Origin of the sequence: Nostoc sp. (genome assembly GCF_036917095.1) — a bacterium.
GTDB lineage: Bacteria > Cyanobacteriota > Cyanobacteriia > Cyanobacteriales > Nostocaceae > Nostoc.
Map to the genome: position 1 here is coordinate 242,538 of NZ_JBALFH010000014.1, position 25,334 is coordinate 267,871.

At 40.7% G+C, this 25,334-nt stretch carries 21 protein-coding genes; 12 read left to right on the forward strand and 9 right to left on the reverse strand.

The window, feature by feature from the left end:
• Positions 1 to 20: 20 nt before the first annotated feature.
• Together V7L01_RS03920 and V7L01_RS03925 are read right to left on the reverse strand one after the other, a co-directional pair.
• Positions 21 to 851 (reverse strand): ATP-grasp domain-containing protein, encoded by an 831-nt coding sequence (locus V7L01_RS03920; protein ID WP_335032089.1) that lies wholly within the window; start codon positions 849 to 851, stop codon positions 21 to 23.
• 57 nt (positions 852 to 908) lie between these two features.
• The gene (locus V7L01_RS03925) at positions 909 to 1,817 is read right to left on the reverse strand and encodes a hypothetical protein (protein ID WP_335032091.1); all 909 of its coding nucleotides are present in this window, start codon (positions 1,815 to 1,817) and stop codon (positions 909 to 911) included.
• A 135-nt stretch (positions 1,818 to 1,952) separates the two neighbouring features.
• Between V7L01_RS03925 and V7L01_RS03930 the strand changes: the two genes are divergently transcribed.
• From V7L01_RS03930 to V7L01_RS03950, 5 genes are all read left to right on the forward strand, one after another.
• A complete protein-coding gene (locus V7L01_RS03930; RefSeq protein ID WP_335032093.1) occupies positions 1,953 to 2,870 on the forward strand; it encodes a metallophosphoesterase family protein in 918 nt (305 codons plus the stop codon).
• A gap of 4 nt (positions 2,871 to 2,874) precedes the next feature.
• Positions 2,875 to 3,408, forward strand: a complete 534-nt coding sequence (locus tag V7L01_RS03935) for a GAF domain-containing protein (RefSeq protein WP_335032095.1) — start codon at positions 2,875 to 2,877, stop codon at positions 3,406 to 3,408.
• 57 nt (positions 3,409 to 3,465) lie between these two features.
• Positions 3,466 to 4,719 (forward strand): AAA family ATPase, encoded by a 1,254-nt coding sequence (locus tag V7L01_RS03940; protein WP_335032097.1) that lies wholly within the window; start codon positions 3,466 to 3,468, stop codon positions 4,717 to 4,719.
• Positions 4,716 to 5,360: a retron system putative HNH endonuclease gene (locus tag V7L01_RS03945; protein WP_335032098.1), complete on the forward strand. Its 645-nt coding sequence runs from the start codon at positions 4,716 to 4,718 to the stop codon at positions 5,358 to 5,360. Before V7L01_RS03940 ends, V7L01_RS03945 begins: the two co-directional genes overlap by 4 nt.
• Positions 5,361 to 5,453: 93 nt before the next feature.
• Positions 5,454 to 5,747 carry an antibiotic biosynthesis monooxygenase family protein gene (locus tag V7L01_RS03950; RefSeq protein WP_335032100.1) on the forward strand — a complete coding sequence of 98 codons (294 nt, stop codon included), beginning with the start codon at positions 5,454 to 5,456 and terminating at the stop codon, positions 5,745 to 5,747.
• A gap of 56 nt (positions 5,748 to 5,803) precedes the next feature.
• Here the strand turns inward: V7L01_RS03950 and pcrA are convergent, their stop codons facing one another.
• On the reverse strand, positions 5,804 to 8,125 hold the full coding sequence (gene pcrA / locus V7L01_RS03955; protein ID WP_335032102.1) for a DNA helicase PcrA: 2,322 nt from the start codon (positions 8,123 to 8,125) through the stop codon (positions 5,804 to 5,806).
• Here pcrA and V7L01_RS03960 point away from each other — a divergent pair.
• From V7L01_RS03960 to V7L01_RS03975, 4 genes are all read left to right on the forward strand, one after another.
• Positions 8,096 to 8,332: a hypothetical protein gene (locus tag V7L01_RS03960; protein WP_335032104.1), complete on the forward strand. Its 237-nt coding sequence runs from the start codon at positions 8,096 to 8,098 to the stop codon at positions 8,330 to 8,332. The two genes, pcrA and V7L01_RS03960, sit on opposite strands and share 30 nt — an antisense overlap.
• 390 nt (positions 8,333 to 8,722) lie before the next feature.
• Complete coding sequence (locus V7L01_RS03965) at positions 8,723 to 9,691, forward strand: sodium-dependent bicarbonate transport family permease (protein ID WP_335032105.1); 969 nt, start codon at positions 8,723 to 8,725, stop codon at positions 9,689 to 9,691.
• Positions 9,692 to 9,695: 4 nt separating this feature from the next.
• On the forward strand, positions 9,696 to 10,007 hold the full coding sequence (locus tag V7L01_RS03970; RefSeq protein ID WP_322652933.1) for a P-II family nitrogen regulator: 312 nt from the start codon (positions 9,696 to 9,698) through the stop codon (positions 10,005 to 10,007).
• Between the two features lie 28 nt (positions 10,008 to 10,035).
• Positions 10,036 to 10,737: a carbonic anhydrase gene (locus V7L01_RS03975; RefSeq protein WP_335032190.1), complete on the forward strand. Its 702-nt coding sequence runs from the start codon at positions 10,036 to 10,038 to the stop codon at positions 10,735 to 10,737.
• A gap of 88 nt (positions 10,738 to 10,825) precedes the next feature.
• On the opposite strand, the gene V7L01_RS03980 is transcribed toward V7L01_RS03975, so the two are convergent.
• The gene (locus V7L01_RS03980; RefSeq protein ID WP_335032109.1) at positions 10,826 to 12,499 is read right to left on the reverse strand and encodes a sensor histidine kinase; all 1,674 of its coding nucleotides are present in this window, start codon (positions 12,497 to 12,499) and stop codon (positions 10,826 to 10,828) included.
• Positions 12,500 to 13,520: 1,021 nt separating this feature from the next.
• Between V7L01_RS03980 and V7L01_RS03985 the strand changes: the two genes are divergently transcribed.
• Positions 13,521 to 13,958: a CAAD domain-containing protein gene (locus V7L01_RS03985; RefSeq protein WP_335032111.1), complete on the forward strand. Its 438-nt coding sequence runs from the start codon at positions 13,521 to 13,523 to the stop codon at positions 13,956 to 13,958.
• A 133-nt stretch (positions 13,959 to 14,091) separates the two neighbouring features.
• Here the strand turns inward: V7L01_RS03985 and V7L01_RS03990 are convergent, their stop codons facing one another.
• Positions 14,092 to 15,258 (reverse strand): S-layer homology domain-containing protein, encoded by a 1,167-nt coding sequence (locus tag V7L01_RS03990; RefSeq protein WP_335032113.1) that lies wholly within the window; start codon positions 15,256 to 15,258, stop codon positions 14,092 to 14,094.
• A 581-nt stretch (positions 15,259 to 15,839) separates the two neighbouring features.
• Here V7L01_RS03990 and V7L01_RS03995 point away from each other — a divergent pair.
• Positions 15,840 to 17,198 (forward strand): sensor histidine kinase, encoded by a 1,359-nt coding sequence (locus V7L01_RS03995; RefSeq protein ID WP_335032115.1) that lies wholly within the window; start codon positions 15,840 to 15,842, stop codon positions 17,196 to 17,198.
• Between the two features lie 391 nt (positions 17,199 to 17,589).
• On the opposite strand, the gene V7L01_RS04000 is transcribed toward V7L01_RS03995, so the two are convergent.
• Positions 17,590 to 19,083 (reverse strand): glycosyl hydrolase family 57, encoded by a 1,494-nt coding sequence (locus V7L01_RS04000; protein WP_335032117.1) that lies wholly within the window; start codon positions 19,081 to 19,083, stop codon positions 17,590 to 17,592.
• Positions 19,084 to 19,513: 430 nt separating this feature from the next.
• Between V7L01_RS04000 and V7L01_RS04005 the strand changes: the two genes are divergently transcribed.
• The gene (locus tag V7L01_RS04005; protein WP_335032119.1) at positions 19,514 to 20,749 is read left to right on the forward strand and encodes a ScyD/ScyE family protein; all 1,236 of its coding nucleotides are present in this window, start codon (positions 19,514 to 19,516) and stop codon (positions 20,747 to 20,749) included.
• Between the two features lie 38 nt (positions 20,750 to 20,787).
• On the opposite strand, the gene V7L01_RS04010 is transcribed toward V7L01_RS04005, so the two are convergent.
• The 3 genes from V7L01_RS04010 to V7L01_RS04020 all read right to left on the reverse strand — a co-directional run bounded on the left by V7L01_RS04010 (position 20,788) and on the right by V7L01_RS04020 (position 25,266).
• A complete protein-coding gene (locus V7L01_RS04010; RefSeq protein ID WP_335032120.1) occupies positions 20,788 to 21,609 on the reverse strand; it encodes an SDR family NAD(P)-dependent oxidoreductase in 822 nt (273 codons plus the stop codon).
• Between the two features lie 1,001 nt (positions 21,610 to 22,610).
• Positions 22,611 to 24,755: a peptidase domain-containing ABC transporter gene (locus tag V7L01_RS04015; RefSeq protein ID WP_335032122.1), complete on the reverse strand. Its 2,145-nt coding sequence runs from the start codon at positions 24,753 to 24,755 to the stop codon at positions 22,611 to 22,613.
• A gap of 229 nt (positions 24,756 to 24,984) precedes the next feature.
• Positions 24,985 to 25,266, reverse strand: a complete 282-nt coding sequence (locus V7L01_RS04020; protein ID WP_335032124.1) for a hypothetical protein — start codon at positions 25,264 to 25,266, stop codon at positions 24,985 to 24,987.
• Positions 25,267 to 25,334: the final 68 nt, after the last annotated feature.

The following is a 25,334-nucleotide window of genomic DNA, read 5'->3' on the forward strand; positions in this document are numbered from 1 at the left end:
CTTTTTGATAATTTATTTTTTCAATTTGAGGCTAGGCTAACGAGCATTTTTTCAAAAATTTTCAACACATGCTCCTCTCCATTGTCTCTAATAAAAATGCCAAAATTTGGGTGAGAGTTGATTTCAATCAACCAATATTGATTATCTCGATCTAATACGATATCAAAACCACCATAATCAAGGTCTAACTCTTCAAAAACTGGTTGAGCAAAATTAGCAATCTCTGACAGTATTTGTGGATCGTTAATATATTTGGCTTTCGCACCATCCCAGTGTAGAGGACTGAGATTACCGACAAATTTGGCATCAGATATATCTTTTTCATAGAGCAAAACTAACTCTTTATTTAAGAAAACTGCTCTATACTCAGATTTGATCTGAATAAATTCTTGAGCAAGAGCGACGTAATCATACTTATTATTGATCTTAAAAATTTCTTTTAAAGCAGTTCCAATTTCATCTATATTCTCACATAAAAAGACATTATGTCCGCTGGCACCAGAGTTCCTTTTAATAATCACTGGTGTTTCAAAATTTTCTTTTATTTCTAATACGATATCTTGAATAGTTGAAAATTTTAAGTAAATTTTATATTTGGTGTCACAATAAGGGGAAAGAAAACCCACTGTCCGAGGAAGTTTAACTTTTTTATTTAAAACATGATAAGTATATTCTTTATCTTTGAGCAAGTGTGCTACTGCTTGATTAAGTAAGGGAGTGCTATAGTTACAAAAATAATGCTGTTTACTATTCAATTTTATTTTAATTAAGTTTTCCGAAGGATGAAGAATTTCATAGCTGATATTTAAATTTTCACAAGCTTTCAGCAATAGCGAAACATTGTCTAACATAAATACTTAAAGTTAAACTCCAAATTACGAATTACGAATTACGAATTACGAATTATTTTAACTTGCTATTTGCCGTTTAAAAATTACTATCTCAGTCCCAACAACTGGGTTACGCGCTATCAGCCTATTTTGGGAGTCGATAATTTCTAAATGAGTAAAATCAAGTTCTTGAGAGCGTTGTAATATCTCCGCAGCTAGTTTGTCTTGCTGAGATTCATTGAGAGCGTACCAATCATTACTAATTTTGACAGTCAAGTTACTTGTACGGAAGTTGGCTTGAATTGACTTTATCAGACCAGAGGCAACGCGATCGCTAATTTCAGCTACCTGATTTTCAATAGCCGCAATCAAGGCTTGTTCTGGTGTCAATACTATGGCTGGCGTTGGTGTTGGCGTTGGCGTTGGCGTTGGTGTTGGCGTTGGCGTGGGAATTGGTTCCGCTTCCGCTTCCGGTGTTGGCGGGGTAGTTTGTACTTCTGGCGGCGGCGTAATTTCTTCTGGTGGCTGTGGCGGCTGTGGTTCTGGTGCGACTGACTCCGGTGGAGTAGTTATCGTTGGTGTTGGTATGGGAACCTCTTCAACCGGGGGAAGAGTTGCTATTTCCGTAGGTTTCCCAGTAAAAATAGTTGTAGTTGTCCAAACGAGAATTACAGCAATTCCAGTAACAATTCCCGTCAAAGCTGTATCTGATAACTTTGTTGACAAATTTGATGGTAAAAACAAGCGGATTGTCCTTAACAGTCCACCCCATCTCAACTGAAGTTGCTGGAAAAAACCAGGTTTTTCCTCAGAACCAGGTGGAGGTGCTGTCTCCAGTTTCTCCACCGTTACTTCTAAAACCCCAATCGTCCCTTGGAGAAGTTGGATAATTTTAGCCTTCCAAAATGGCTGAACTCTCTGGTAAGGTTTTTGGGGAGGTTGAGTTACCTGCTCATCCGTCGGTTTTGACTGATTGTCTTGTGACATGGAACTTTCACCAAAAGCAGCGAATCAAAGACAAACAACGTACATTATTACTGGTGCTGCCTTCTTTTGCCTTAATGTATCACTACATTGCACATTGCTTCAGCTAATCTGACTATTTATTAAATTTGGTGAGTTATGAACCTCAAACGCCGTCAATTTTTATTTTTAAGTAGCTTCAGCGCCATTGGTACAGGATTTTTAGCCTGGATGTTAGCTCATCAAAATCATCAAAGTGCTGATATTAGCGATTCAACAACAGCTATAGCCGCCAACCCAGCCAAAAAAGGCTTGTTATTACGTTTTGTATCTGTGGCAGATACAGGGACTGGGGCTAAAGGACAGTATGCTGTGGCTGGGGCAATGAATGCGTATCATAAGCAAAATCCTTATGATTTAGTCGTTTTAGCTGGAGACAACATTTATAATAACGGCGAAATTGAGAAAATTAATGCAGTTTTTGAGCGTCCTTATCAAGGTTTACTCAAGCAAGGTGTGAAATTTCAGGCTTGTTTAGGTAATCACGATATTCGGACTGCCAATGGCGAGGCACAAGTCAAGTATGCTGGCTTTAATATGAAGGGGCGTTACTATACATTTCGCCGGGGAACTGTGCAATTTTTCGCTTTAGATTCTAACAGTAATGCTGATTGGAAAAACCAGCTACCTTGGTTAGAAAAAGAATTAAGTCTTAGTAATGCTCCCTGGAAAGTGGTGTTTGGTCATCATCCAATTTATTCATCGGGTCAGTATGGTAATAATCCAGATTTTATTAAAACTTTTACTCCCCTATTTAAAAAATACGACGTTCAACTTTACATCAATGGTCACGAGCATAATTATGAGCGCACTCGTGCTATTGATGGTACAACTTATTTAATTTGTGGTGCAGGTGCTGGTAATCGTCCTGTAGGGCGTTCTGAGTGGACAGGGTATTCTACCAGTGACTTAAGTTTTGCCTCTTATGAAGTGTATAAAGATAGAATAGAAATAAGTGCGATCGCTACTAATAATCGCATTTTTGATAAAGGGATTATTCAATTAAAATCAGCTTAGTTATATGACTCAGCAAGAACTTCCTTCTGGACTCAAAAATATTGTAGAATCATCTCAAACACCAGAGGCTATATTTTCTGCACTATTACCAGCTATAGGCGATTTTTTGCAGTCTGATAGATGTTTTCTATACCTGCACAATCCCCAAAATGACCTTGGTAGAGTTGCCTTTTGTTGGATTCGTACTCCAGATATACCAACTGTTTATAATGAAGAATGGGCAGCACAACCCCCAACTTTAGTAGAAGAAGATCCGATGTTTGCTGCTGCACTACGTGCTAAACCTTCAATCTTTGTAGAAGATGTAGAAACTGCTGATTCTCAGGTTTTAAATCGGGAATTTGAACAGAAGTATTTTGGACATCGCGCCCTTATTCATGCCCATATCCGCCAGGATGGACAACTCTGGGGAATTTTACAACCATGCATTTTTGGTCATCCCAGAATTTGGACTGAATATGAACGAGGGGTGATTAATAATCTTGTCGAAAAAATTACACCTATTGCAGTTGATTATGTCAAGTCTGCTTTTGATTAGTTGTTTTTCTCACCGATTTATTAGCTGTATTAAATTACGTTCAGCGTTGTTAAAACTATGAAAGTCAAGCGCCTGAAAATGCAATCCTTCCGTGGAATCGGCGATTTGACCCTGGAATTTGATCTAACGGAACCTATTGTGCTTATTGGTATCAACGGTGTAGGTAAGTCCAGTATTCTTGATGCTCTTTCGCTTTTACTTTCGCGTTTTATGGAATGGATCGGAGGTATTTCCACAAAAGACGAAGTAAGGGCATTTAGTGAACTAGATATTTCTAATAAAGACACATTAACAAGACTGAGTATTACGATTTTATTAGGTAGAGGAGAAGATGATTGGGAAATATCTCGAAGTCGTAATGGGGTATCTGAAGATTCAATGCATGAACTGATAAGGTCTACTGCTAATGCAATTTGGCGTCATTGGCAAAATGAGCCTGAATACAACCTACCTCTAGCAGTATACTATCCTGTCAATCGTGCAGTTATTGATATTAGACTAGAGATTCCAAAGAAAACTCAGTTTAAGCAAATAGATGCTTATGAAAAAGCTCTTACGGGCAGCAGAAGTGACTTTGCGATTTTTTTCCAATGGTTTAGAAACCGAGAAGATTTAGAGAGTGAGTTACTACGAGACAATCGTACTTACCAAGATTCACAGTTAGAAGCAGTTAGACAAGCTATATCTTCATTGATACCTAGTTTCTCAAAGTTACGGGTTCGTCGTTCTCCTTTAAGAATGACTGTAATCAAAAAAGGTGAAGAACTGATAGTAAATCAGCTATCGGATGGAGAGAAATGCTTGCTGGCTATGGTTGGAGATTTAGCAAGACGATTAGCGATCGCTAACCCTAGTTTACCAGATCCACTCCAAGGTAGTGGCGTTGTTTTAATTGATGAAATTGAACTACATCTACACCCTAAATGGCAACGGGAAATTATTCCAGCTTTGACAAGAACATTCCCCAATTGCCAATTTATTGTCACCACCCATTCGCCTCAAGTAATTAGCCAAGTCAAGCCAGAAGGAATTTATATTTTAGAAAAAACAGACGAAGGTGTTGTTGCTAAAAAACCAGAAAGTTCCTTTGGGAGAGATAGTAATCGTATCTTAGAAGACCTCATGGGTGTTCCTGCACGTCCCAAGGAAATTAAGGAAAGTCTTTTAGAACTTTTTCGACTAATTGATGCTGGAAATATTGAAGGTGCTAGGCAATTACGTCAACAATTGGCTAATGAAATTGGAGCAGATGAGCCAGAGTTTGTCAAAGCGGATGTACTCATTCGGCGAAAGGAAATTCTCAATAGATGAAGTATATAAAAAAGGTTGCAAAACCTATTAGCTTAACTAAATGGAATAATAACCTTGGCAGTAAGATACTTCCTTGGAAAAAATTCAAAAAATCAGTGAAAAATGATGTGTTCGAGGCATTGCTGTGTGAACAAGGTTATATCTGTTGTTACTGTGGTGCTTCGATCACGAGGAATGAATGCCATATTGAACACTTGAAACCCAAAAGTATTTATCCACAATTGACTTATGAATACACAAATCTCATGGTGTCATGTCAAGGTGAAGATCAAAAGCAACCTCGAGTACCAGTACATTGTGGTCATATAAAAGATAACTGGTACGACGAGCATCTGATGGTTTCGCCTCTGGAATTAACCTGCATTGATTTTTTCAAATACCCTGCTTCTGGCGAAATTCAACCAACAGATGAGCCAGCGAAAAAAGCTGCGGCTGAAACAACGATTGAAAACCTTGCACTCAATATCAGCAAGCTGCAAAATATGCGTAGGCTAGCAATTGATGCTGCATTACTTGCTACTGATGGTTTAACTGAAGCAGAAATACAGCTACTTGCTCAAGGTTATGAAAAACTGGATGCTAATGGTCAACATACTCCATTTTGTGCTGCTATTAGCTATTTTTTCAAGAATTATTTTTGATTCAATAAAGTGTCTGTGTAGGCGTAGCCCGTCGTAAAGATCACATCCAATTTATACTAAATAACATCAACTTAGTTATCACCGCAAAACTTTATGATTCTTGAGGCTGTGATGCTTCATGTCAAACTCGGTTTAGAATCCGATTTTGAAGCTGCTTTCAAAAAAGCTTCTAAAATTATTTCCTCAATGGACGGATATTTATCCCATGAATTGCATAAATGTATAGAAGTTCAAGGTAAATACTTATTACTTGTCAGATGGGAAACTTTAGAATCTCATACTGTGGGATTTAGAAGTTCTGCTGAGTATCAAGAGTGGAAAAAACTTCTACATCATTTTTATGAGCCGTTTCCCACTGTTGAACACTTTGAAGAAATTAAAATATGAAATACAAGAACCCCGACTCCTTGGAAAATCGGGGTTATATGGCTTGTGGCTTTTTTTCAAACTTTTTGCAACTGTGCTACTCTTGGGTCAACAATTTTTTGTCCCAAACTGGCAAATTTAATTGCTACAGACATCTTATTACCCGTTCCGAAGACGTGAGTGATTTCACCAAGACCAAAAGTCTTGTGTAATACTCTATCGCCTACTTGCCAATTCTGGGCTGAGTCTTGTTTCCCATTAGGAGTAGAGGCACTTTTGGTATAACTTTGACGACTCGTGCGTTTGGTAGATAATAATTCTTCTGGTAGTTCGTCGAGAAATTGCGATCGCATCGCAGGTTCACGAGAACCATACAAACGACGTTCCCGCGCGTGTGATAAAAATAACCGCTCTTGGGCGCGAGTAATCCCCACATAACACAGGCGGCGTTCCTCTTCCAAAGATGCAGGATCGCTTAGGGAACGGTAGCCGGGAAATAGCCCTTGTTCTAATCCCACCAAAAACACCACGGGAAATTCCAAACCTTTGGAAGCGTGCAAAGTCATTAAAGAAACGGCTGTCTGTCCTTCTTTTAAGTTATCCAAATCGGAACTGAGGGCAGCACTACTTAGAAAGTCTCGCAGAGAAACTTCTTCATTTTCTTCTTGAAATTGCAGCGCGGCGTTATAAAGTTCTTGAACGTTTTGTACCCGATCTGTGGCTTCATCGGTGCCTTGATTCATCAAATCTTGAACGTAACCAGAATCTTCCAATATTCCTTGCAAAACCTCTGTCACCGGAAGCGTAGCGACTTGTCCTTGCCAACGGCTGATCGTAGCGGCAAAGTTATTTACAGCTTTTGTCGCCCGTCCAGCTAATGTATTAACTGATGTTTCATCGCTGAGGATTTCCCACAAAGTTGTCCCTAATTGCTGAGATGCGTTCATCAAAGCGTCAATAGTGGTTTTGCCAATTCCCCGCCGGGGAGTATTAATAACTCGCAATAAACTGACTGTATCGGCTGGATTATTTATCGCTCTTAAATAAGCAACGACATCTTTAATTTCTTTGCGATCGTAAAACCTCATTCCCCCCACAACTGTGTAAGGAATTTGATATTTCACCAACAATTCTTCAAAGGGACGAGATTGAGCATTCGTCCGATAAAGTATGGCAAAACTACCCCAGTTTAACTCTGGATTTTGCTGTTCTAAAGTACTAATTTGATTAATTACAAATGCCGCTTCTGCAAGTTCTTCATCAGCTTTGTGACAAGTAATCTGTTCGCCCGTCCCCCGCGTCGCTTTCAGGACTTTATCAATCCGTTGGGTGTTATTTTCAATCAGTTCATTAGCTGCTTGCAGAATGTTTTCACAAGAACGATAGTTTTCTTCCAACTTAACCATCGTTCGGGTATCATCATCCACCAAACCATCGCCAAAGTCTTCCTGAAATCCTAGCAAGATGGTGAAATCTGCCATGCGAAAGCTATAAATTGATTGGTCTGCATCACCAACAACAAAAACTGAGCGATTTTCCCATTGCCATTCGCTCTTTTTGGTTTCGCCATTAGTCACTAATAAATTAATCAGTTGATACTGAGTGCGGTTAGTATCCTGATATTCATCTACAAGGATATGACGAAACTTGCGATGCCAGTAACCCAATACCTGCTCGTTTTGTTGAAATAATCTAGTAGGTACAAGAATAAGATCGTCAAAGTCAAGAGCGTTATTTTGTGCTAACTTATCTTGATATAAATTATAAACTTGGCCAATTACCCTTCCGCGATAATTTGGTTGGTCTTGCTCAAATTCTTGGGGCGATAAACCTTGGTTTTTAGCATTACTAATAGCGTAGCGAACAGAGCGAGCATCAAACTTCTTATCGTCTAAATTTAGCTCTTTATTAACGATTTCTTTGATTAGACTGATAACATCTGATTCATCAAAGATAGAGAAATTGCGATTCCACTTGCGTCCTTTTTCGTCTACATATTTTTCAATATCAAAACGGAGAATGCGAGAAAATAGACTGTGGAAAGTGCCACACCATAAATCTTTGATCGTGTTTTTGTAAACTTGCGATCGCAATTGTGTTTGTTGATATTCTGTCAACAAATCCAACCGCTTACCGTGTTGTTTCATCGCCAGTTGTTCGGCAAACAACCGTTGAATCCGCTCTTTCATCTCCCGTGCGGCTTTGTTGGTAAAAGTAACCGCCAGGATATTCTCTGGATCGACACGGTGTTTGAGAATTAGATTCGCAATGCGATAAGTCAGCGCTCGTGTTTTACCGGAACCTGCGCCAGCAACAACTAGCAACGGGCCGCAGTAATGTTCGACAGCTTGACGTTGGCTGGGATTAAGGTGACTGAGAAAGTCGATGGTTGTTGTCATGGATGTGAAAAAGCGATGTCTCCGACGGGCTACGCCTACGCCTGGCATCACATCAATAAAGAGTTGCTATTGCCCAGGTTACAACATCTTAACGAAACTTGGTCACACTTGCTTAAAGTCGGGAAAGCCGCGCAACGCAGTGGCTCCCCAACCTACATATTTTTATTTTTTAGGCTTAACCGAGCAGCATTGAAACGCCTGCCATGACAATACGTTAACTTTTTTACGTAGAAAAGTTAGCGACCAGTTATTCCTGCGCGTTCTGTCGTAAAATCAGCGACGGGGAATCAAATCATCATAAAAATGGTGGGCAAGCTCTGACTTGTTCTGTTGTCAACAGAGCTTACAGCTATTTTCAGTTAATTAAACTACAGATTTTCGTAGGGACACCGCAATGTTCCTTAGTCCGTGGTTTATTTGCTTGCAAAACACTGTAATACCTAACCGAGAGTATTGTCACCAATAGGACTATTCACTCCTTGAGCACCCAATTGACATTGGGTAACAATACACAGTACATCATGATTCAACCGTTAAATTTTTAAAGATGAAAAATGTCTTTAATTTCAGGTTTAACCAATACAAGGAGGAGTGGATATGGATATCAGCTTAATTGTATCCAATATTTTGAATCCGCCAATCCTGTTTTTCTTTTTAGGCATGATTGCTGTTTTTGTCAAGTCCGATCTAGAAATTCCGGCACCAATGCCCAAACTCTTTTCGTTGTATCTGCTGTTTGCCATTGGTTTTAAGGGAGGTGTAGAACTAATCAAAAGCGGTGTAACTCAGGAAGTAGTTCTAACACTCGCAGCAGCAATGATGATGGCTTGTGTTGTTCCAATTTACACCTTTTTTATCTTGAAGTGGAAATTGGATACTTACGATGCGGCTGCGATCGCAGCAACCTACGGTTCTATCAGTGCCGTCACCTTCATCACAGCTAGCGCTTTTTTAACTGAGCTTGGCATTGCTTTTGATGGTTACATGGTGGCAGCCCTTGCGCTGATGGAATCTCCAGCAATTATAGTTGGTCTAATTTTGGTGAATATATTCACCGCCGATGGAAAGCGAGAGTTTTCGTGGCCGGAAGTTTTGCAAGAAGCATTTCTTAATAGTTCAGTTTTTCTATTAGTAGGTAGTCTATTAATAGGTGTCTTGACAGGTGAACACGGTTGGCATGTCTTAGAACCCTTTACTCAAGGGTTGTTTTATGGCGTTCTCACCTTCTTTTTACTGGACATGGGATTAGTCGCTGCGAGAAGAATTAAAGACTTGCAAAAAACCGGAGTTTTCCTGATTTTATTTGCCATACTAATTCCTATACTCAATGCAGGCATTGGGTTAGCGATCGCCAAATTTATCGGTATGCCTCGCGGAGATTCGCTTTTGTTCGCTGTATTGTGTGCCAGTGCTTCTTACATCGCTGTCCCGGCGGCTATGCGGATGACTGTTCCAGAAGCAAATCCCAGCCTGTATGTTTCTACCGCTCTAGCTGTAACATTTCCGTTCAATATTATTGTGGGAATTCCGTTATATCTCTACGGAATTAACCTATTCTGGAGGTAATAATATGCACGTAGTTAAAAAGATAGAAATTATCGCCAACTCCTTTGAACTTGCCAAAATTTTAGATAGTTTAGACAAGTCAGGCGTACATAACCATGCCGTAATCCGAAATGTTGCTGGTAAAGGATTACGAGGAACGACAGAAGATTTAGACATGACCATGCTTGATAATGTTTACATCCTCGCGTTTTGTATGCCAGAACAACTCAAGCGTGTTGTCGAAAATATCAAACCACTCCTTAATAAGTTCGGGGGTACTTGTTACGTTTCCGATGTGATGGAAGTTCGCTCTGTCAGATGTGTAGCGTCGATGTAAGAGAGTTATAAATTCAATGAAGCATTTCATGGAACGTCGTGACTTTTTGAAGTTAGGAATGACCGGGGCGTTTGGGATGATGCTATCTGCCAGCGATTTACTCTGGCGGGTGGAACAGGCGAAAGCTGCCGAAATCCCTTCAACCTCCACTGAATCCCTCAGTCCCGATGCAGCCTTACAAAAGCTGTTAGAGGGAAATCAGCGATTTGTTGAGCATCATCCCCAATACCCAGATCAATCTGAACTGCGGTTGAAGGAAGTTGCTCAAGCTCAACATCCATTTGCAACTATTCTTAGTTGTGCGGATTCACGAGTCCCCGCAGAAATTGTTTTCGATCAAGGCATTGGGGACATTTTTGATGTTCGGATTGCCGGAAATATTGCTACACATGAAGCGATCGGCAGTATTGAATATGCGGTTGTCTTGTTAGGTTCTCCGCTGCTAATGGTGATGGGACATGAGCGTTGTGGGGCTGTAACCGCCGCTGTAAAAAACGAATCGTTACTCGGTGATATTAGTACTTTTGTTCAGGCAATTAAGCCAGCCCTGAAAAAGGTCAAGGATCAGCCGGGTGACGCTGTTGAGAATGGCGTGGTGGCAAATGTGCAATATCAAATTGAACGATTGAAGCGATCGCAGCTTTTAACCGAGCAGGTGGAGTCTGGCAAATTGAAAATTGTCGGGGGTCGTTACGACTTGGATACAGGGAGGGTGAGTATCATTACTTAGTTCGGGAGATCGGGGGGGCAGGGAGCAGGGAGCAGGGGAGGCAGGGGGAGAAGAATTAATAACCAATGCCCCATTCCCAATGCCCCATTCAATCCTGCACAGTCATTGGCAGACGAATGCTGAAAGTAGAACCGACTCCCGGCTGACTTTTAACAAGAATCTCACCACCCATCATCTGGCAAAAGTGGCGGCTAATTGCCAACCCCAATCCCGTACCTCCATACTTTTTCGTAGTCGAGGTATCTCCTTGTGTAAAAGGTTGAAATAACTGCTGCTGTTGACGCTGAGACATACCTATACCTGTGTCGCTTACAGTAAAAGTAATGAGGCCCAAAGGAGCTTCTGGTCGAAATTCATCCTTTTCTCTGTTGACTGTCAGCGTCACCTTGCCGTTTGTAGTGAATTTACTGGCGTTACTCAGTAAGTTTAACAATACCTGCCGCATCCTGGTCTGATCGGCGTACATGGTGCCAAGTTGCTCGTCAAAATCCACTTCTAAAACATTGGCATTTTTTTCTATAGCTGGTTTGACTGTGAGGACGACGTTATGAATCAACGTTGCAATCTCGAATGTCTCTGGATAGAGGGTCATTTTCCCCGCTTCAATTTTTGACAAGTCGAGGATTTCGTTAATCAAGTGCAGTAGATGCTTACCAGCAGAGTTAATTGTTTCTAAATCTGTGATAAAGTCTCCCGTTAAACCAAGATCGGTGGCGTCGTCTTTTAGAAGTTGGCTCAAGCCAATCACAGCATTTAATGGTGTGCGTAATTCGTGGCTGACATTTGCCAAAAATTCGCTTTTTGCCTTGCTAGCAGCTTCGGCTAGTTCTTTAGCTTGTTGTAGTTCTTTTGTTCGCTCTGATACTCGCTCAATCAGACGGTTTAGAGATTTGGCGAGTAGGCCAATCTCATCTTCAGTGGTGACGGGTGCTCGCAAATCGAAATTAGATTTTCTTGCAACTTGTTCGGCTACTTGAGTGACAGTGATAACTGGTTCAGCGATCGCTCGACTGGTTCGCCACGCTACAATGGCTGCGATCGCCACCGAAACCAGCATACTAATCATTACAATCAATCGCTCAGTTATTTTTGCCTGCTCAACGGCTCTTTGCCTTTCTTGCTCTTGATTTTCAGCAGTTTGCAGGATGTTAGTCAAGCTTTGAGAAAGCTGGTCTAGTCGCATGGCTGTTTCACCACGCATAATTGTCAATAGCTGCGATCGGGCAGAAGAAATTTGCTCATACTGCACTCGTTGGGAGTCAATTTTCTTTAAAACGACCTCGATTTGGTCAACGTAAGCTTTTAAATTAGTCTTGTAATCTAGCAATAACGTCTGTAAAGTCGAACTTGTTGCTGCTAGTCTTTTAGGTTTACTATCAATAAATCCGGAAATTTTTGACTCTAGTTGCTGGGCTTTTTCAACGTTCTTCAGAAACTCAGCTTTTTTACTTTGTAGCTGTTGTGAATTTTCCAATACAGCAACTAGGTTAGAGCTATGTAATTGTGCCCCGACTACTGCATCTTTATAATTACTCAGTAGTTGTCCTTGTTCATAGGCTTGATTGAATTGCCTGACTTCCCTCCCCCGGTAGTAGTTGGCGATCACTAACCCCGTCAGTGAGCCAAAAAAGCCAATTCCTATAGCTACAAAGTACCCATAGCCAATTTTTTGATGGATGCGCCAAGAACTGGCTTTGAGTTTCCCTCGTGAGGGAAATTCTATGGTTGGGAGTTCGTCTGTCGATCGCTCTTCGGCTGACACTTTTTTGCTTTCTGAATTGTTGTCGATAGGGGTTGGCTTTTGAGGAAAGCATTTCTCAAACCTCCTTGCCTTCCCACAAAAATCACTAAATCAGTCTAGCCTGTGCAAACACTTTAATTGGTGATTAACATTTACATTATCTTCTTTTATAGCAAGAGCAAATCATTGCTTAGTAGATTATTCGTATACCCTTATATAATCTGGGTGGTTTTCATAGCAATTTTACTAAGTATAATTACTGAGAGCGGACAGAATTCACTTTTTTCAGCAGTAAGGAATAATTTCCTGCGCTAAGGATCTGTCTGCGACCGTCTTCCCCTTACCACATCACTTTCCTGAATATACAGTTGATAGCAATGAGTTATTGGCATCAGGGATGCCACTACTCTACCTTACTGCTTTCTTATAAAACTAATACAATCAGGAAAAAAACAAAAGCTTTGACATTTGTTGGACACAGGGCATAGGGCATGGGGTATTGGTTATTTCTCCCCGATCCCCCTCATCCCCAGGCACGAATATCATAAAATACTTCTAAAGTCTAGTCTATATGAATACACAAAAACTTTTATTACGTATTAATATCAATACGAATGCCTTAATTGACGAACGCGGCTTAAGATAGCTTTAATATCAGATAAAATCGGCTTTTAGGCTTATATAAATGAGAGGTGGACTGATTTTTGCATGATTTGTACTTAGATTTAGTACGATTATGAGCAAATGACACGGAATGGGATAATCATAACCTGAGGATTCCAGTTGATTCAAAAATATAACTCAGAAAGCTGATTATAATACATCGTGGTGCCTTCTGAGTTATATATATCCTCCTACTGACTTTCTACCTTGTAGTTGATGCAGTAGATATTAGGAGGCAATTATGGTTATAGGACACCAAAACCCTTTTGTGCCCTTCACCCAATTGTAGTAATGCACTTGTGTATTACCTAATCAACAGCCTTTTGGTTGTAATTATCCAGATTAGAAAAATTCAACCGTCAAATTTATAGGAGTGAAAATGCCAGAACAAGAATTTACCGAAACCGCATCCAAAGAGACTACAGTGGCAGAGATCAACAACCAAACAGGAACCATCACCAAACTTCAGCCTCCCGCACAGTCTCAAGACGAATGGCTCAAATACGGGGAGCAAATTTCTAGCTTTTTAGCAACATTGCCAGAATATCTGGGAAGCTTCTTTAATCAATATAAGCAACCTCTGGTCACTGTTGGTTTAATTTTGGGATCGATTGTTGGGGTTAAAGTACTCTTGGCAATATTAGATGCTTTGAATGATATCCCCTTGGTAGCTCCTACTTTTGAATTGATCGGCATTGGTTACTCTGCCTGGTTTGTTTACCGCTATTTACTCAAAGCCTCAACCAGGAAAGAGTTAACTAGTGAAATCACCACTCTTAAATCACAAGTTGTCGGTAAACAAATTCCAGAAGCTTAATACTGATTATCGCTTCTCTATGAGACGCTATACGTAGTTTGCTCCTATGTAGGAGTACGCTCTAATTGCAAATCAGTGAAGTCTGAGCGCCGGAAGTCGGTGCTCAGACTTCTGTCAAAATTGCCTACAAAGTTCATTGAGACGAACCACCAGCGGACAAATTACCCTTTGGGTTGGGTTTTGGAGTCGGCGAAACTTCTGGAGATATTTTGGGCGATGCCTGCGGCGGCCTACGGACAATGTTTTGAGATGGGATTCCCTGCAACTTGCCCCGTTTTACTAAAGCTTGATGAATCATCGCCGCAACTTCAGCCCGAGTAGCTACTTTGTTGGGAGCAAGTATTTCTGGATTTGGATAGTTAACTACCAGACCATTAGCTGTGGCAGCGGCTATTTTGCTGCTAGCATAAGCTGGAATATCTTTAGCATCTTTATAGACACTTAATATCTGATTTGGGGAAGTGGGTGCTTTCAAATTCAACCCACTGACAAGGGCAACTAAAACTTGCACTCGCGAAATATTTTGTTGTGGTTTGAAGCTTTTTTTCGGGTAACCTTTGAGAAATCCGGCACTGATGGCTTGGTCAATTGCTGGAGTTGCCCAGAATTTTGTTGGTACATCTTGAAATGCGATCGCAGTCTTAGACGGTTCGTGGTCAAAGGCTTTTTGGAGTATAGCAGCAAATTCGGCGCGGTTTACAGGCTGATTTGGTCTAAAAGAATAATCAGGGAACCCTTTGAGAATACTACGCGAAGAAAGGACATCTATAAAACGCCGGGCCCAAAAGTTATCAGGCACATCGTTAAATGCAATTGGCGGCGGAATGATTGATTTTTGTTTTGCTGGAGTTACTAAAGGCAATGCTGATGATGCAATTGATGACTCAAGTCCTGCTGAAGAGGGTATAGGCGTCTGTAGTTGTGGAGATTGAGTTGGGATTACCTCAGCAGATGGTAACACTGTGCGGGAAGAAGTTGCGCTGTTAGTAGGCAATGAAGGTGTCTTAGGTTCAACAACAGCCTCAGGTGGAGATGACGGCAAAACGTTGAATCTAGGGACTGCATTTGGTTCTACCTTGGGAGTAGAGGAGGGCAATACTTGATTTGGTTGAACACTAGGAGACGGAGTAGAAGAAGGCGACAGTAGCCCGTTTAAGTTCCAGCTAGAATCCTTGCGGGACAATGACCAAAAAAGAATCGCTCCGATAGTGGCGAAGGCAACCAGAATGGCTATAAATTCATCAAAGCCAAGGGCAGTTCTTTGGGATGACTCCGGTTCGGAAGGAGGTCTATTTGTCATCGCGATCACCCTAGTAGCGGTAAAATTTGTGTCTAAACAAATTAAGCCACAGATGAATCTTTTACACCACCCCTTTTCAATTCATAATTCGTAATGACGTTCTCTACGAGACGGTAAAAGCGAACGCGAGTGCGTCTTTGTTCGCGCAGCGACGACCACAGGAGAAGCAGAAGAGAAGGCTTTACGCTACGCTAACGTAATTCATAATTCATAGAAAAATATTAAGCTTCTGGTTCAACGCCGAGCGATATCTAACGACAAGCCCCTTTGCGTCTACGCAATTGACCTGCTAGGATCGGCTCTTTGAAGTTCCTGTTCTGCTCTTTCGCGTTCTTGTTCGGTTGCACACTTTGTAAAGGTTATTTTTAGTTTAGCTTGCGATCGCTCTCTAAATATTCTCCACCCAGATTAGAAATTATCTATCAATTGCTTCCAACCGTTTAATGCAATATATTAGAACAATTTTCACCTTGAAAGGGCTAGTTCGACTAGATACCCAAACCGAAATCGAATTTAGAGGGTGACAGAATGTAAAATATTAATTTCTTGTTTACGTGTCTTTGTAAAAATCAGGGTGTCTAGTGCCACAAGAATTCAGTTACCAAATCTCACCACCATCTTTGTCTCTTGGTAGCGATCGGGATCTCGATTTAGATTCAACCCTCGAAGAACTACCAATGTATAACTTCCCAGTGGAAATCAACCGCACTGGTATGGAAGTGGCTAATTTTTTGGAAAAATATCCCCTGCTACCAGGAGTAATTTTGGTAGAACAGGGAAAGTTCGTTGGGATGATTTCGCGGCGGCGACTACTAGAATTTTTGATTCGCCCTTATGGACAAGAGTTATTTGTTCAGCAACCATTAGCCGTTCTCTACAGCTATGCGCGGATACCGATGTTGCTGCTTGCTGAGACAACATCGATTTTAACTGCGATGCAACTTAGCTTAAAGCGATCGCCAGAATTATTAGCAGAACCAATTGTAGTACAAACTGAATCCGGTGCTTATAGATTGTTAGATGTACAAGAATTGAATATTATTTCTTGGCAAATTCGGGGAATCGACAATTTGGTGCGGTACGAACGCAGCCAAGCCCAAATGATTCAAAATGATAAAATGGCAAATTTGGGACGTTTGGTAGACGGCGTAGCGCACGAAATTTTAGACCCAGTGGGTTTTATTTGGGGTAACATAACTTATGTTTCAACCTACAGCCAAGATTTACTCAAGCTGATAGCGGCTTACGATCGAGAGTTACCATCAGCTTCCCAAGCAATTAATCAGATTAAAGAAGAGATTGAATTTGATTTTTTAGAACAAGATTTGTCGCGATCGCTTGCTAGTATCCGTACCGGAGCGGAAAGATTAAAAAAGCTCGTTACCAGCTTACAAAACTTCTGTCATATCGACGAGCTTTATCCCAAACCAGTGGATTTGCACGCCTCAATAGATAGTATTATTTTATTAATTAATAGTCGTCTTCAAGGAGAAATTGAAATAGTCAAGTACTACGGGCCATTACCTCCAGTTTATTGCTTTATAGGGCAGTTAAACCAGGTTTTGATGAATATTTTCAGCGAAGTTGTAGATACTTTACTCAATGAAGCAGTGCGACAGCAGTTGCATCTCGAAGATACAAAGACTGTTCAAAAACCCCGAATTGAGATTACCACAGAAGTAATTTCCCAGGAAGCAAGCAACCCACATGCACCAGATTCTCGCTGGATATTAATTCGCATTGCCGACAATGGGCCTGGAATGCCTCAAGAATTGCAACAGCAAATTTTGGAGTCGTTTTCTCTTGAAACAAAGAATAGTAAGAATACTAGTTTAGCTGTAAGTTATCGAATTATAACCGTCAGACATGGCGGAAAATTAAATTTCCATTCACAGATTGGTATTGGTACAAAATTTGAAATATTGTTACCTCTGGTGTAGCAATATATATTTAGGAAATTGTCCCACATATTAACAACTTTTTCAAATAAACAATTGCCCATATACTGATTTTGAAATCAGCAAATGTCATAAATATTTTTCATTTTACTGCCTATTTATAACGTGAATTCGACGGCTCATATAATGTTCGCTTAATTAGCCCAATCAAAAGACCTCTCCCTGGTTTTACTACGCAAAACTGTCCCTCTCCGGCTCGGAGAGGGACAGACTTGAACTTTAGTTCAAGGCAGGGAGAGGTTCGTCAAATTCACGTATTTATAAACTAATATGCAATGTATTAATGACACAACCCCCTAAAAAAGGGGGTTTAATTCTCTAATTTTTAAGGAAGATCGAGTCTTAAGCATCGATATGTCTTCCAGCCTCTAGTTCAACTTACCTGCAATAAATTTTCACCACGTTGGTAAATTTCCCGTGCATGGTCAGTCCAAGCACCTTGTCCCCAATAACGAAAACAACTGGTTTGCAACAAAAGGTTATGTAAAAGAACGTTACGGTAATGAGATTGTCTGGTAACAGGTTCTGCTGAGTCAACTTGCAATGTATCGAATTTTTGATGGAATAAACTGCTTAATTGATACATGGGAGACAATACATTTTCATATCCTTTTACCCAACTGATATGATTTGTCCACGAGGCTCCATCCAGATGAAAATTAGAATTTGTTTGCTTTAATTCTTGAATGGCATTCTCTACAGCTTGCGGTTGAATATTATCTGGTGAAACTCTCTCCCAAATCTGATGTTGTCCCACTGGCTGACAAGTTGGATAATCTTCAGGTTTGCATCCAGCAGCTTCGATTAATTCTAAATATTCTGTACCGCACACTCCAACAACACCTGATTTTCCTCCACCGTTATTGACCATATCCCACCAAGCTTGTTTAAAAGCACTAGGAAATTCATTCATCATCACGCCGCCATTTTCACCATCGCCAATTTGGCTAACTATTGGTGGTACAAATACACTGCCAATTTGTTGTTTGGATAAGGTCTTCGCTTCATAATAAGGCTGCATCTGAGCAACTAATTTAGTATCAGAACCTTGGGTTTTAATTAAGGCTGTAATGCTAATTGTTTCGCCTTGAGAATTACGGGCAATCAGCCGATGTGGTAAATGTTTGTGAGTAAGAGATTGACCGTTAATTGTTTCTACAGAATGTTCTTGAACGAGTAACCAGCGATATCCACATTCTTTCAGCGCTTTCACAAATTCAAAGAGAGCATCGGGGTGATTTGGTAGGTGCATTTCTGGAGGCGAAAATCCTTTGACTCGCGCTAGTGCTTCCCAGCCAAAAATTGCGGCAAAGTGATGTTGCCATGCGATGATATGCAATTTAATATCTGCTATGGGTGTGGAAGGAATAACTGCATGACCCCACATTGTACCCAGCCACTCTACATAAGGTTGGTAGGTGCGATCGCAAGTAATCCGTTTGAGATTATCGAGAACATCATCACGTCCCATTTGCCGCAGTCCCCACAGAAGATTACCAGAGTAATCCAACATCACACGCGGATTGCAACCTTGATTTACAAGTTCGGGGATCAAGTCTCCCATGCGGCTGTAACAATATGCAAAAGGATTGGCATTGTGGTTATCCCCTTCATTGGGATGTTCAAACATATATTGCAGATTGCTGATGAGCGTACCACCATGTCCAGCAGGTATAGTTGGCTGGTGCATATGTAAGGCGATCGCAAACACTGCATTTACGTCTTCTAAGCGAATATTTGTTGTTGGTAAAAATACTGCTTGCTCGTGGTTAACTACAGAGAGAACCTCTGTCTCCCAACCAGAAATATTCGGTAAGCCATCAATGATTTCGGGCAAAGGAGTAAGAGTCGTGGGGAAGGAAAGCATTTCTGGTTGCTCCGAAACAAGGTATGTCTAATTATGCGATCGCACAGCAATTTTTGATCTGCAACTTTATTTATTGATCCAAACTGCGATCGCCTTGTAGTCCCGCACTATAATTCAACAGTTCGGTTCTCACACTTGTATAAAAAGCGTTAGACAATATCCAGTAATCCTATTTAATTTTGTTGCTATAAGCGTACATCTGTACGCCCCTATAGCCGATTCATTATGTTGCAAAGATTTTTGGAAATGGTATGATACAACTCAAAATTAAGAAATTCAGATTTCATCTGGCTTTCTGGGTTTGAATCTGTTTCCCTCTTTTAAATAAGCTATAAAATCCCCAGAAACTATAAACATTAAATATTATTATTTATCAAGTTAAAATTTTCCATTCTATGCTTTACGCAAATTTGATTTTAGGAGGAGTTTAATGAAACTAAAACAATTTGGAATGACATTTTTGAGTGTTTGTATTGCTGCTTCAGGAATGAAAGCAGCAGAGGCAGCATCATTTTCGGTAATTGCCGATGGTCTTAATAATCCACGGGGTCTAACTTTTGGTAATGACGGAAGTCTCTATGTCACGGAAGCAGGAACAGGCGGAAATGGAGCTTGTGTTCCCTCACCGAGCGTTGCAAACCAATCTTTATGTTATGGCACAACTGGTGCAGTCACCAAAATTGAAAATGGTGTCCAAGAACGTATACTTACAGGACTTCCTTCTTTAGCACTATCAGATGGTACTGATACTTCTGGGCCTCAAGATATCAAATTTGATGCTACTGGCAAGCCTTATATTGCAATTGGGTATGGTTCAAATCCCACATTTCGCGCCACATTAGGTAACACTGACTTAGGAAAAATCATCACTGCTAATTTCAATACAAATTCCTGGACTAGTGTTGCTGATTTAGCTAATTATGAACTTGCAAATAATCCTGACCAAGGCGATCTAATTAGCAATCCTTTCTCTCTTCTTTTAGATGGAAATAATATTGTTGCAGTTGATACTGGTGCTAATGAGTTACTCAGCGTAGGTACTGATGGCAGTAATTTAAAGGCGATCGCCACAATTCCCCGGCAGACATTAACTAATCCAATTTTCCCCTCTGGCGCATCGTCATCGCCATTTGAAATCCAAGCAGTACCCACAAATATCGCTAAAGGCCCAGATGGTGCTTATTATATTAGCCAATTAACTGGTTTTCCTTTTCCAGAAGGTGAAGCAAAAATCTACCGAGTTGGTGCTGATGGTCAACCAACAGTCTATACCGATGGCTTTACCCAACTTACTGACTTAGCTTTTGATCCTGAGGGTAATTTGTATGCTTTGCAGTACGCTAATCAGTCACTCTGGAAAGGTAATCTAGATGGTTCTGTGATTAAAATAGCGCCCGATGGGACTCGCACAACTATTCTTAGTGGCAATGGACTAGAGTCTCCTACTGCTTTGACTATTGGTGCTGATAATGCTATTTACGTGACAAACCGAGGCGATCGCCCAGGAGTTGGACAAGTTATCAAAATTGAGAATTCCAAGTCTGTTCCTGAATCTACTTCTACTTTCAGCTTATTAGCATTTCTTGGCACTGTGAGCGTTACTTTGTTGCACAAGGGTAAAGCCAAAAGACTGAAGATTTCGGACAAGTTTGTTCAGGAATGCTGAGTGTTGAGTCAGCGATCGCCCTCGGCGTCTCCCCTTCTCTACGAGACGCTACGCGAAGGGATAAGTTTTTCAATCAGCCGTTGTCTGCTTGGTGCTGGCGGTGTTGCTATTCGTAAAATTAGCTCTAACAACCAAGGGGCGAGGCGTTGACACAACACGGCTAAATGACTTTGCCATCCGACTAAAATTTCTGATGAATCATTTTGCATTCCGGTGACGAGTGCTTTAGCCACTTGCTGGGGAGTCATGGGGATCACCCAGCGAAATAATTTTAAGTCGCGCACCATGTCTGTGTCTGTCAAGGAAGGCAGTAATGCAATGACGCGGATATTGTGTTCAGCTAATTCTTGGCGCAAGGCTTGGGTAAATCCTAAGATGGCAAACTTGGTTGCTGAGTAAGTCGCCATCGTTGGTGCTGCAACTTTCCCCATCAGACTCGACACATTGACGATTGTCCCTTGCCTTTGGCTGGCCATGCGTCGAGCTATCAAGCTAGTGAGGTTGTACATTCCTAACAAGTTCACAGAGAGTTCTTCTTGAACTTGAGGCAGCTTAGATTGCAAAAATGAGCTTTGGTATGCGACTCCCGCACAATTAACCAGCAGGTGAATCTGTCCGTAATTGCGCCACAGTTGGGCAACAGCAATATTTACTTCAATTGTCTGCGTCAAATCTAATGCCACGATCGCAGTTTCTGTACCCATCGCCTCGATTTCGTTAGCTACCTCAACTAACTTTTGGCGATCGCGTGCTACCAATATCAGTCGCTTGATGCCTTGTTGCGCTAGTTCGAGAGCGATCGCTCGTCCAATCCCACGGGAAGCCCCTGTAATTAGAGCAACTTTACCTTGAATCTTCATTGGTTTTATCCTCCAAAATCTAAGCCTTACCAAACTCTTAGTTATTGCAGACCGACACAATCAAGAGCTACTTGCTTGTCGGCACAAGGTAAGACAAGTAATCAATTGCAATTTAAATCAAACCCAAACAAAGCCTTTAGCAACAAGATATTTCTTGGTTAATCTGCAATCCCTCATAATTGTCTATACGAGGCAGAAATATCTCGTTTTTATCCCGTCAAAGCCTAACATACTTGGCTGAATGCATGTAGCTCATAGATTTTACTTCTCCTAGATCCGAGCGCTCATCAGCATCGTTGTCATACACACGTTAGCAATTAAATCAAGGTATTGCAATATTCTTTAATAAGGATTTCTTAATACTTGTTAACACGAGCATATATATGAAAAAGATTTTATTAAATAAGTTTTTATGAATACCTCAGTACAAATATCTCAATTTCCTGACAATTAACCCCTGTTTTGGGAAATTTTCATATCTCAGTCATAGCTAAGAAATAAAAAATACATATAGGTTTTAGTTGATTCTTGCAACGCTTATGTTTCTCAAGTAGTTCGCAGAATGGCAATGGTATATTTACTGGTTTATTTAAAATCAAGGTTTCTGATTTTTATCTTTTAAATAATAGAAGAGAGTTAAATTATTGCCTTTAATGCAAATTAGAACAGCATGTTTATCTAGCAAAACTTTAAGATAAATGGTAATTTGTTTGGCTTTAGCTTTGAGTTCATCAAAGGAATGCTTGAGACTTGCTTGGTGTAGGGCAAACTTAAATCATTGAACCTCTTGCAAAAATCCCTAACATCCCACCCTCAACCCCTCCTCGCAAGCGGGGAGGGGAGCATTTGCGTGAGCAAATGCGGGGTGGGGTTCTTTATTTTTTTATCCAAGAGGTCTATTCATGAACAGAAAGATCCCCGACTTTTCTAAGAAGCCGGGGATCTAAGGCTTTCAATCTTCACAAATCAAATAAGATTGCTCTAGTTAAAACTGGGAGTAATTAAGGGGTTAAAAAGTCTAAATGGTTTCCTGGTTGGGCACGCAAATCTTCTACTGTCCCCTGAATTTGTAACTTGCCTTGATTTAGTAGCACGATCCAATCAGCACGGGTAATTACTCTAGGACGGTGGCTAATCAGGATCGTGGTTTTACCTTTGCGGTGCAACAACAGTTGATCTAAAACTTGAGCTTCACTAACTGGATCGAGTCCAGCGGTTGATTCGTCTAAAATTAGGACTGGTGGATCGTTAACGATAGCTCTTGCTAAAGCCAGTCTTTGCCGTTGTCCACCAGAAATATTTGACCCGAACTCACCTAATACAGTTTGATATTTTTCAGGTAATTTACTAATAAAATCATCTGCCTCAGCAATTTGGCAAGCATTGACAATTTGATCGAAGGTGAGGTGAGGAGAACCTAAGCGGAAGTTTTCAATAATTGAGCGACTCCAAAAATGAGCATCTTGAGGAACGAGAACAACTTGTTGCCGCAAACAATCAAGAGCTAGGTCTTGCATATTATAAATCCCAAACCGAATATTGCCAGAATTAGGTGTATATAATCCGGCTATCAGTTTAGCAAGAGAACTTTTTCCACAGCCGGATGTACCAATTAGGGCAACAACTTTCCCGCCAGGAACCGTGATGGAAAAATCTTCCAGTAGCTCTAACCTGCCAGCATAGTGAAAGTTTAGGTTTTTGCAAATAATATCAGCATCACTAGAAATTTTAGCAAAGGGTTTGTTACTATCGCTTGGAGTTTCAGGTGTGGAATCGATAACTTCTGTTAAGCGTTCCGTGGCAGTTTTGGCACGCATGAATTCATCTATAAATCCAAGCACAGCACCGATGAATGCCAAAAAATTCCCATTCATCCCGTTAAACGCCAGCAGTTGACCGATGCTGAGTTCCTTACTAATAACTAGGGTGCTGCCGAAACCAATCAAACTAACGCTGCCAATAGCATAAACTAACCCAGAAAATATGTTGTTAATAATTCCAATCTGAATTGTGCGAAATGTTTGATTTGAGAGCCGACCAAATCTGTTCTGAAATTCTTCCCAAAATTGAGGGGCAGCAGTAGTAGTTTTGAGTGTCAGCGCTCCTTTAAAGCTTTCAACAAGAACACCCTGGTTTTCCGCGTCTAAGACCAATATACTTCTGATTTTTTGTTGAAGTGTAGGCAGGAAAACCACCGTAGATAAACTCATCACAATAGCAACAACGGCGGCAACAATGGTGAGTTTCCAGCTATAGAACACCATAAAACCCAAAGAAATCAGTCCGATAAACAAGCTGCTAGGCAGACTGATAACTGCTTGAGCAACTAGCTGATTAATTTGTTGAATATCTTGCAATCTGCTAACAATCTCGCCACTGCGACGTGATTCATAATAAGCCAGAGGCAGCCGCAGGATTGTCCTGGCAAACTCCAGAACTAGCCCTAATTCAAGCCGTTGGGCAAAATTGGCAATCAGGTTAGATTGAACTAGTTGCAAACTACTTGACACCAAATTCATCACCACAACCGCAATAATCACACCAGTCAGAAGCTGCATATCACCTCGAACTAGTACATCATCCGTTAGAATTTGCAGCAGGAAAGGAGATGTTAACGAAAGCAGACCGATAAATATTGCACAGAGAAAAGCCTCGAATATTATGCCTCCATAAGGCAATGCACGCCGCGCAAAGCGCCAAATACCGTTGACTTTATCATCCGGTTGAGCATAAAAACGAACCGAATCTGGCTCTAGTAAAAGCATGACTTGATCTGACCAAGCCTCCATTAGTTCTTTTCTAGAGACATAACGGATGTTAAAGGCTGGGTCAGCAATTATATATTTTTTGCCTTTTTGACCATACAAAACAACCCAGTGGTAGCCTTTCCAGTGAATGATTGCTGGCAGTGGTGCCTGGTTCATTCGGTCTAATATTTCTTTTGATGCCCTGACCGAACGCGCATTGAAACCAAGTGCCTCAGCTCCCCGCCTCAATCCCAACAATGTCGTTCCAAGTTGCCCAGTGCCTACCGCTTCCCGGATACGATTTAATGTAAAGTTACGCCGATAATGTTTGGCAACGGAAGCAAGACAAGCAGCTCCACAATCTTCTTCACTATGTTGTGCAACAACTTGATATTTCATTGTTATACTCCACTACCCAATAACATCTTGACAAAACCCAAAAAAATAGCAGGGTTTCGTCCCTGCGTGGTTAAAAATTTGACCAATACAATAGTTTAATTTTACTAAGTAACTGCACAAGAATAAATCAAACTATGTTAAAGAATGTAAAATTAATTAAATAGTTAGTAGTAAGCGGCTCCCGCGGCTTACTACTAACCTTTAATGATTCATGTCCACTGACTTATCACTACCAATCAAGTAGGGAGGATAGGTCAAATAGGGAGAGTAGAGCTTTTAACTCTGGAATTTTTACGTCTTTGCTAGTTTTCACAACTTTTACAGTTGATTCAACTGAACTTGATTGAACTGTTTGTTTCTTTACTCCTTTTTTGCCAGGTTCTCCCTTGAGTTTAACAACGTTATTAATATACGCTCCCTTAGAAACCACTAGGCTTTCACCACCACAGAGCTTTTCTTCTTCAGTTTCAGTCAGGGAGATAAACATTGGAGAGATTTGAGTGCTTTTCATGATTCTAGTTAACCTCATTTGCTAATTATGAGTTTTGAACTTTATAGAAAGTTGCCTAAACTCGAAAT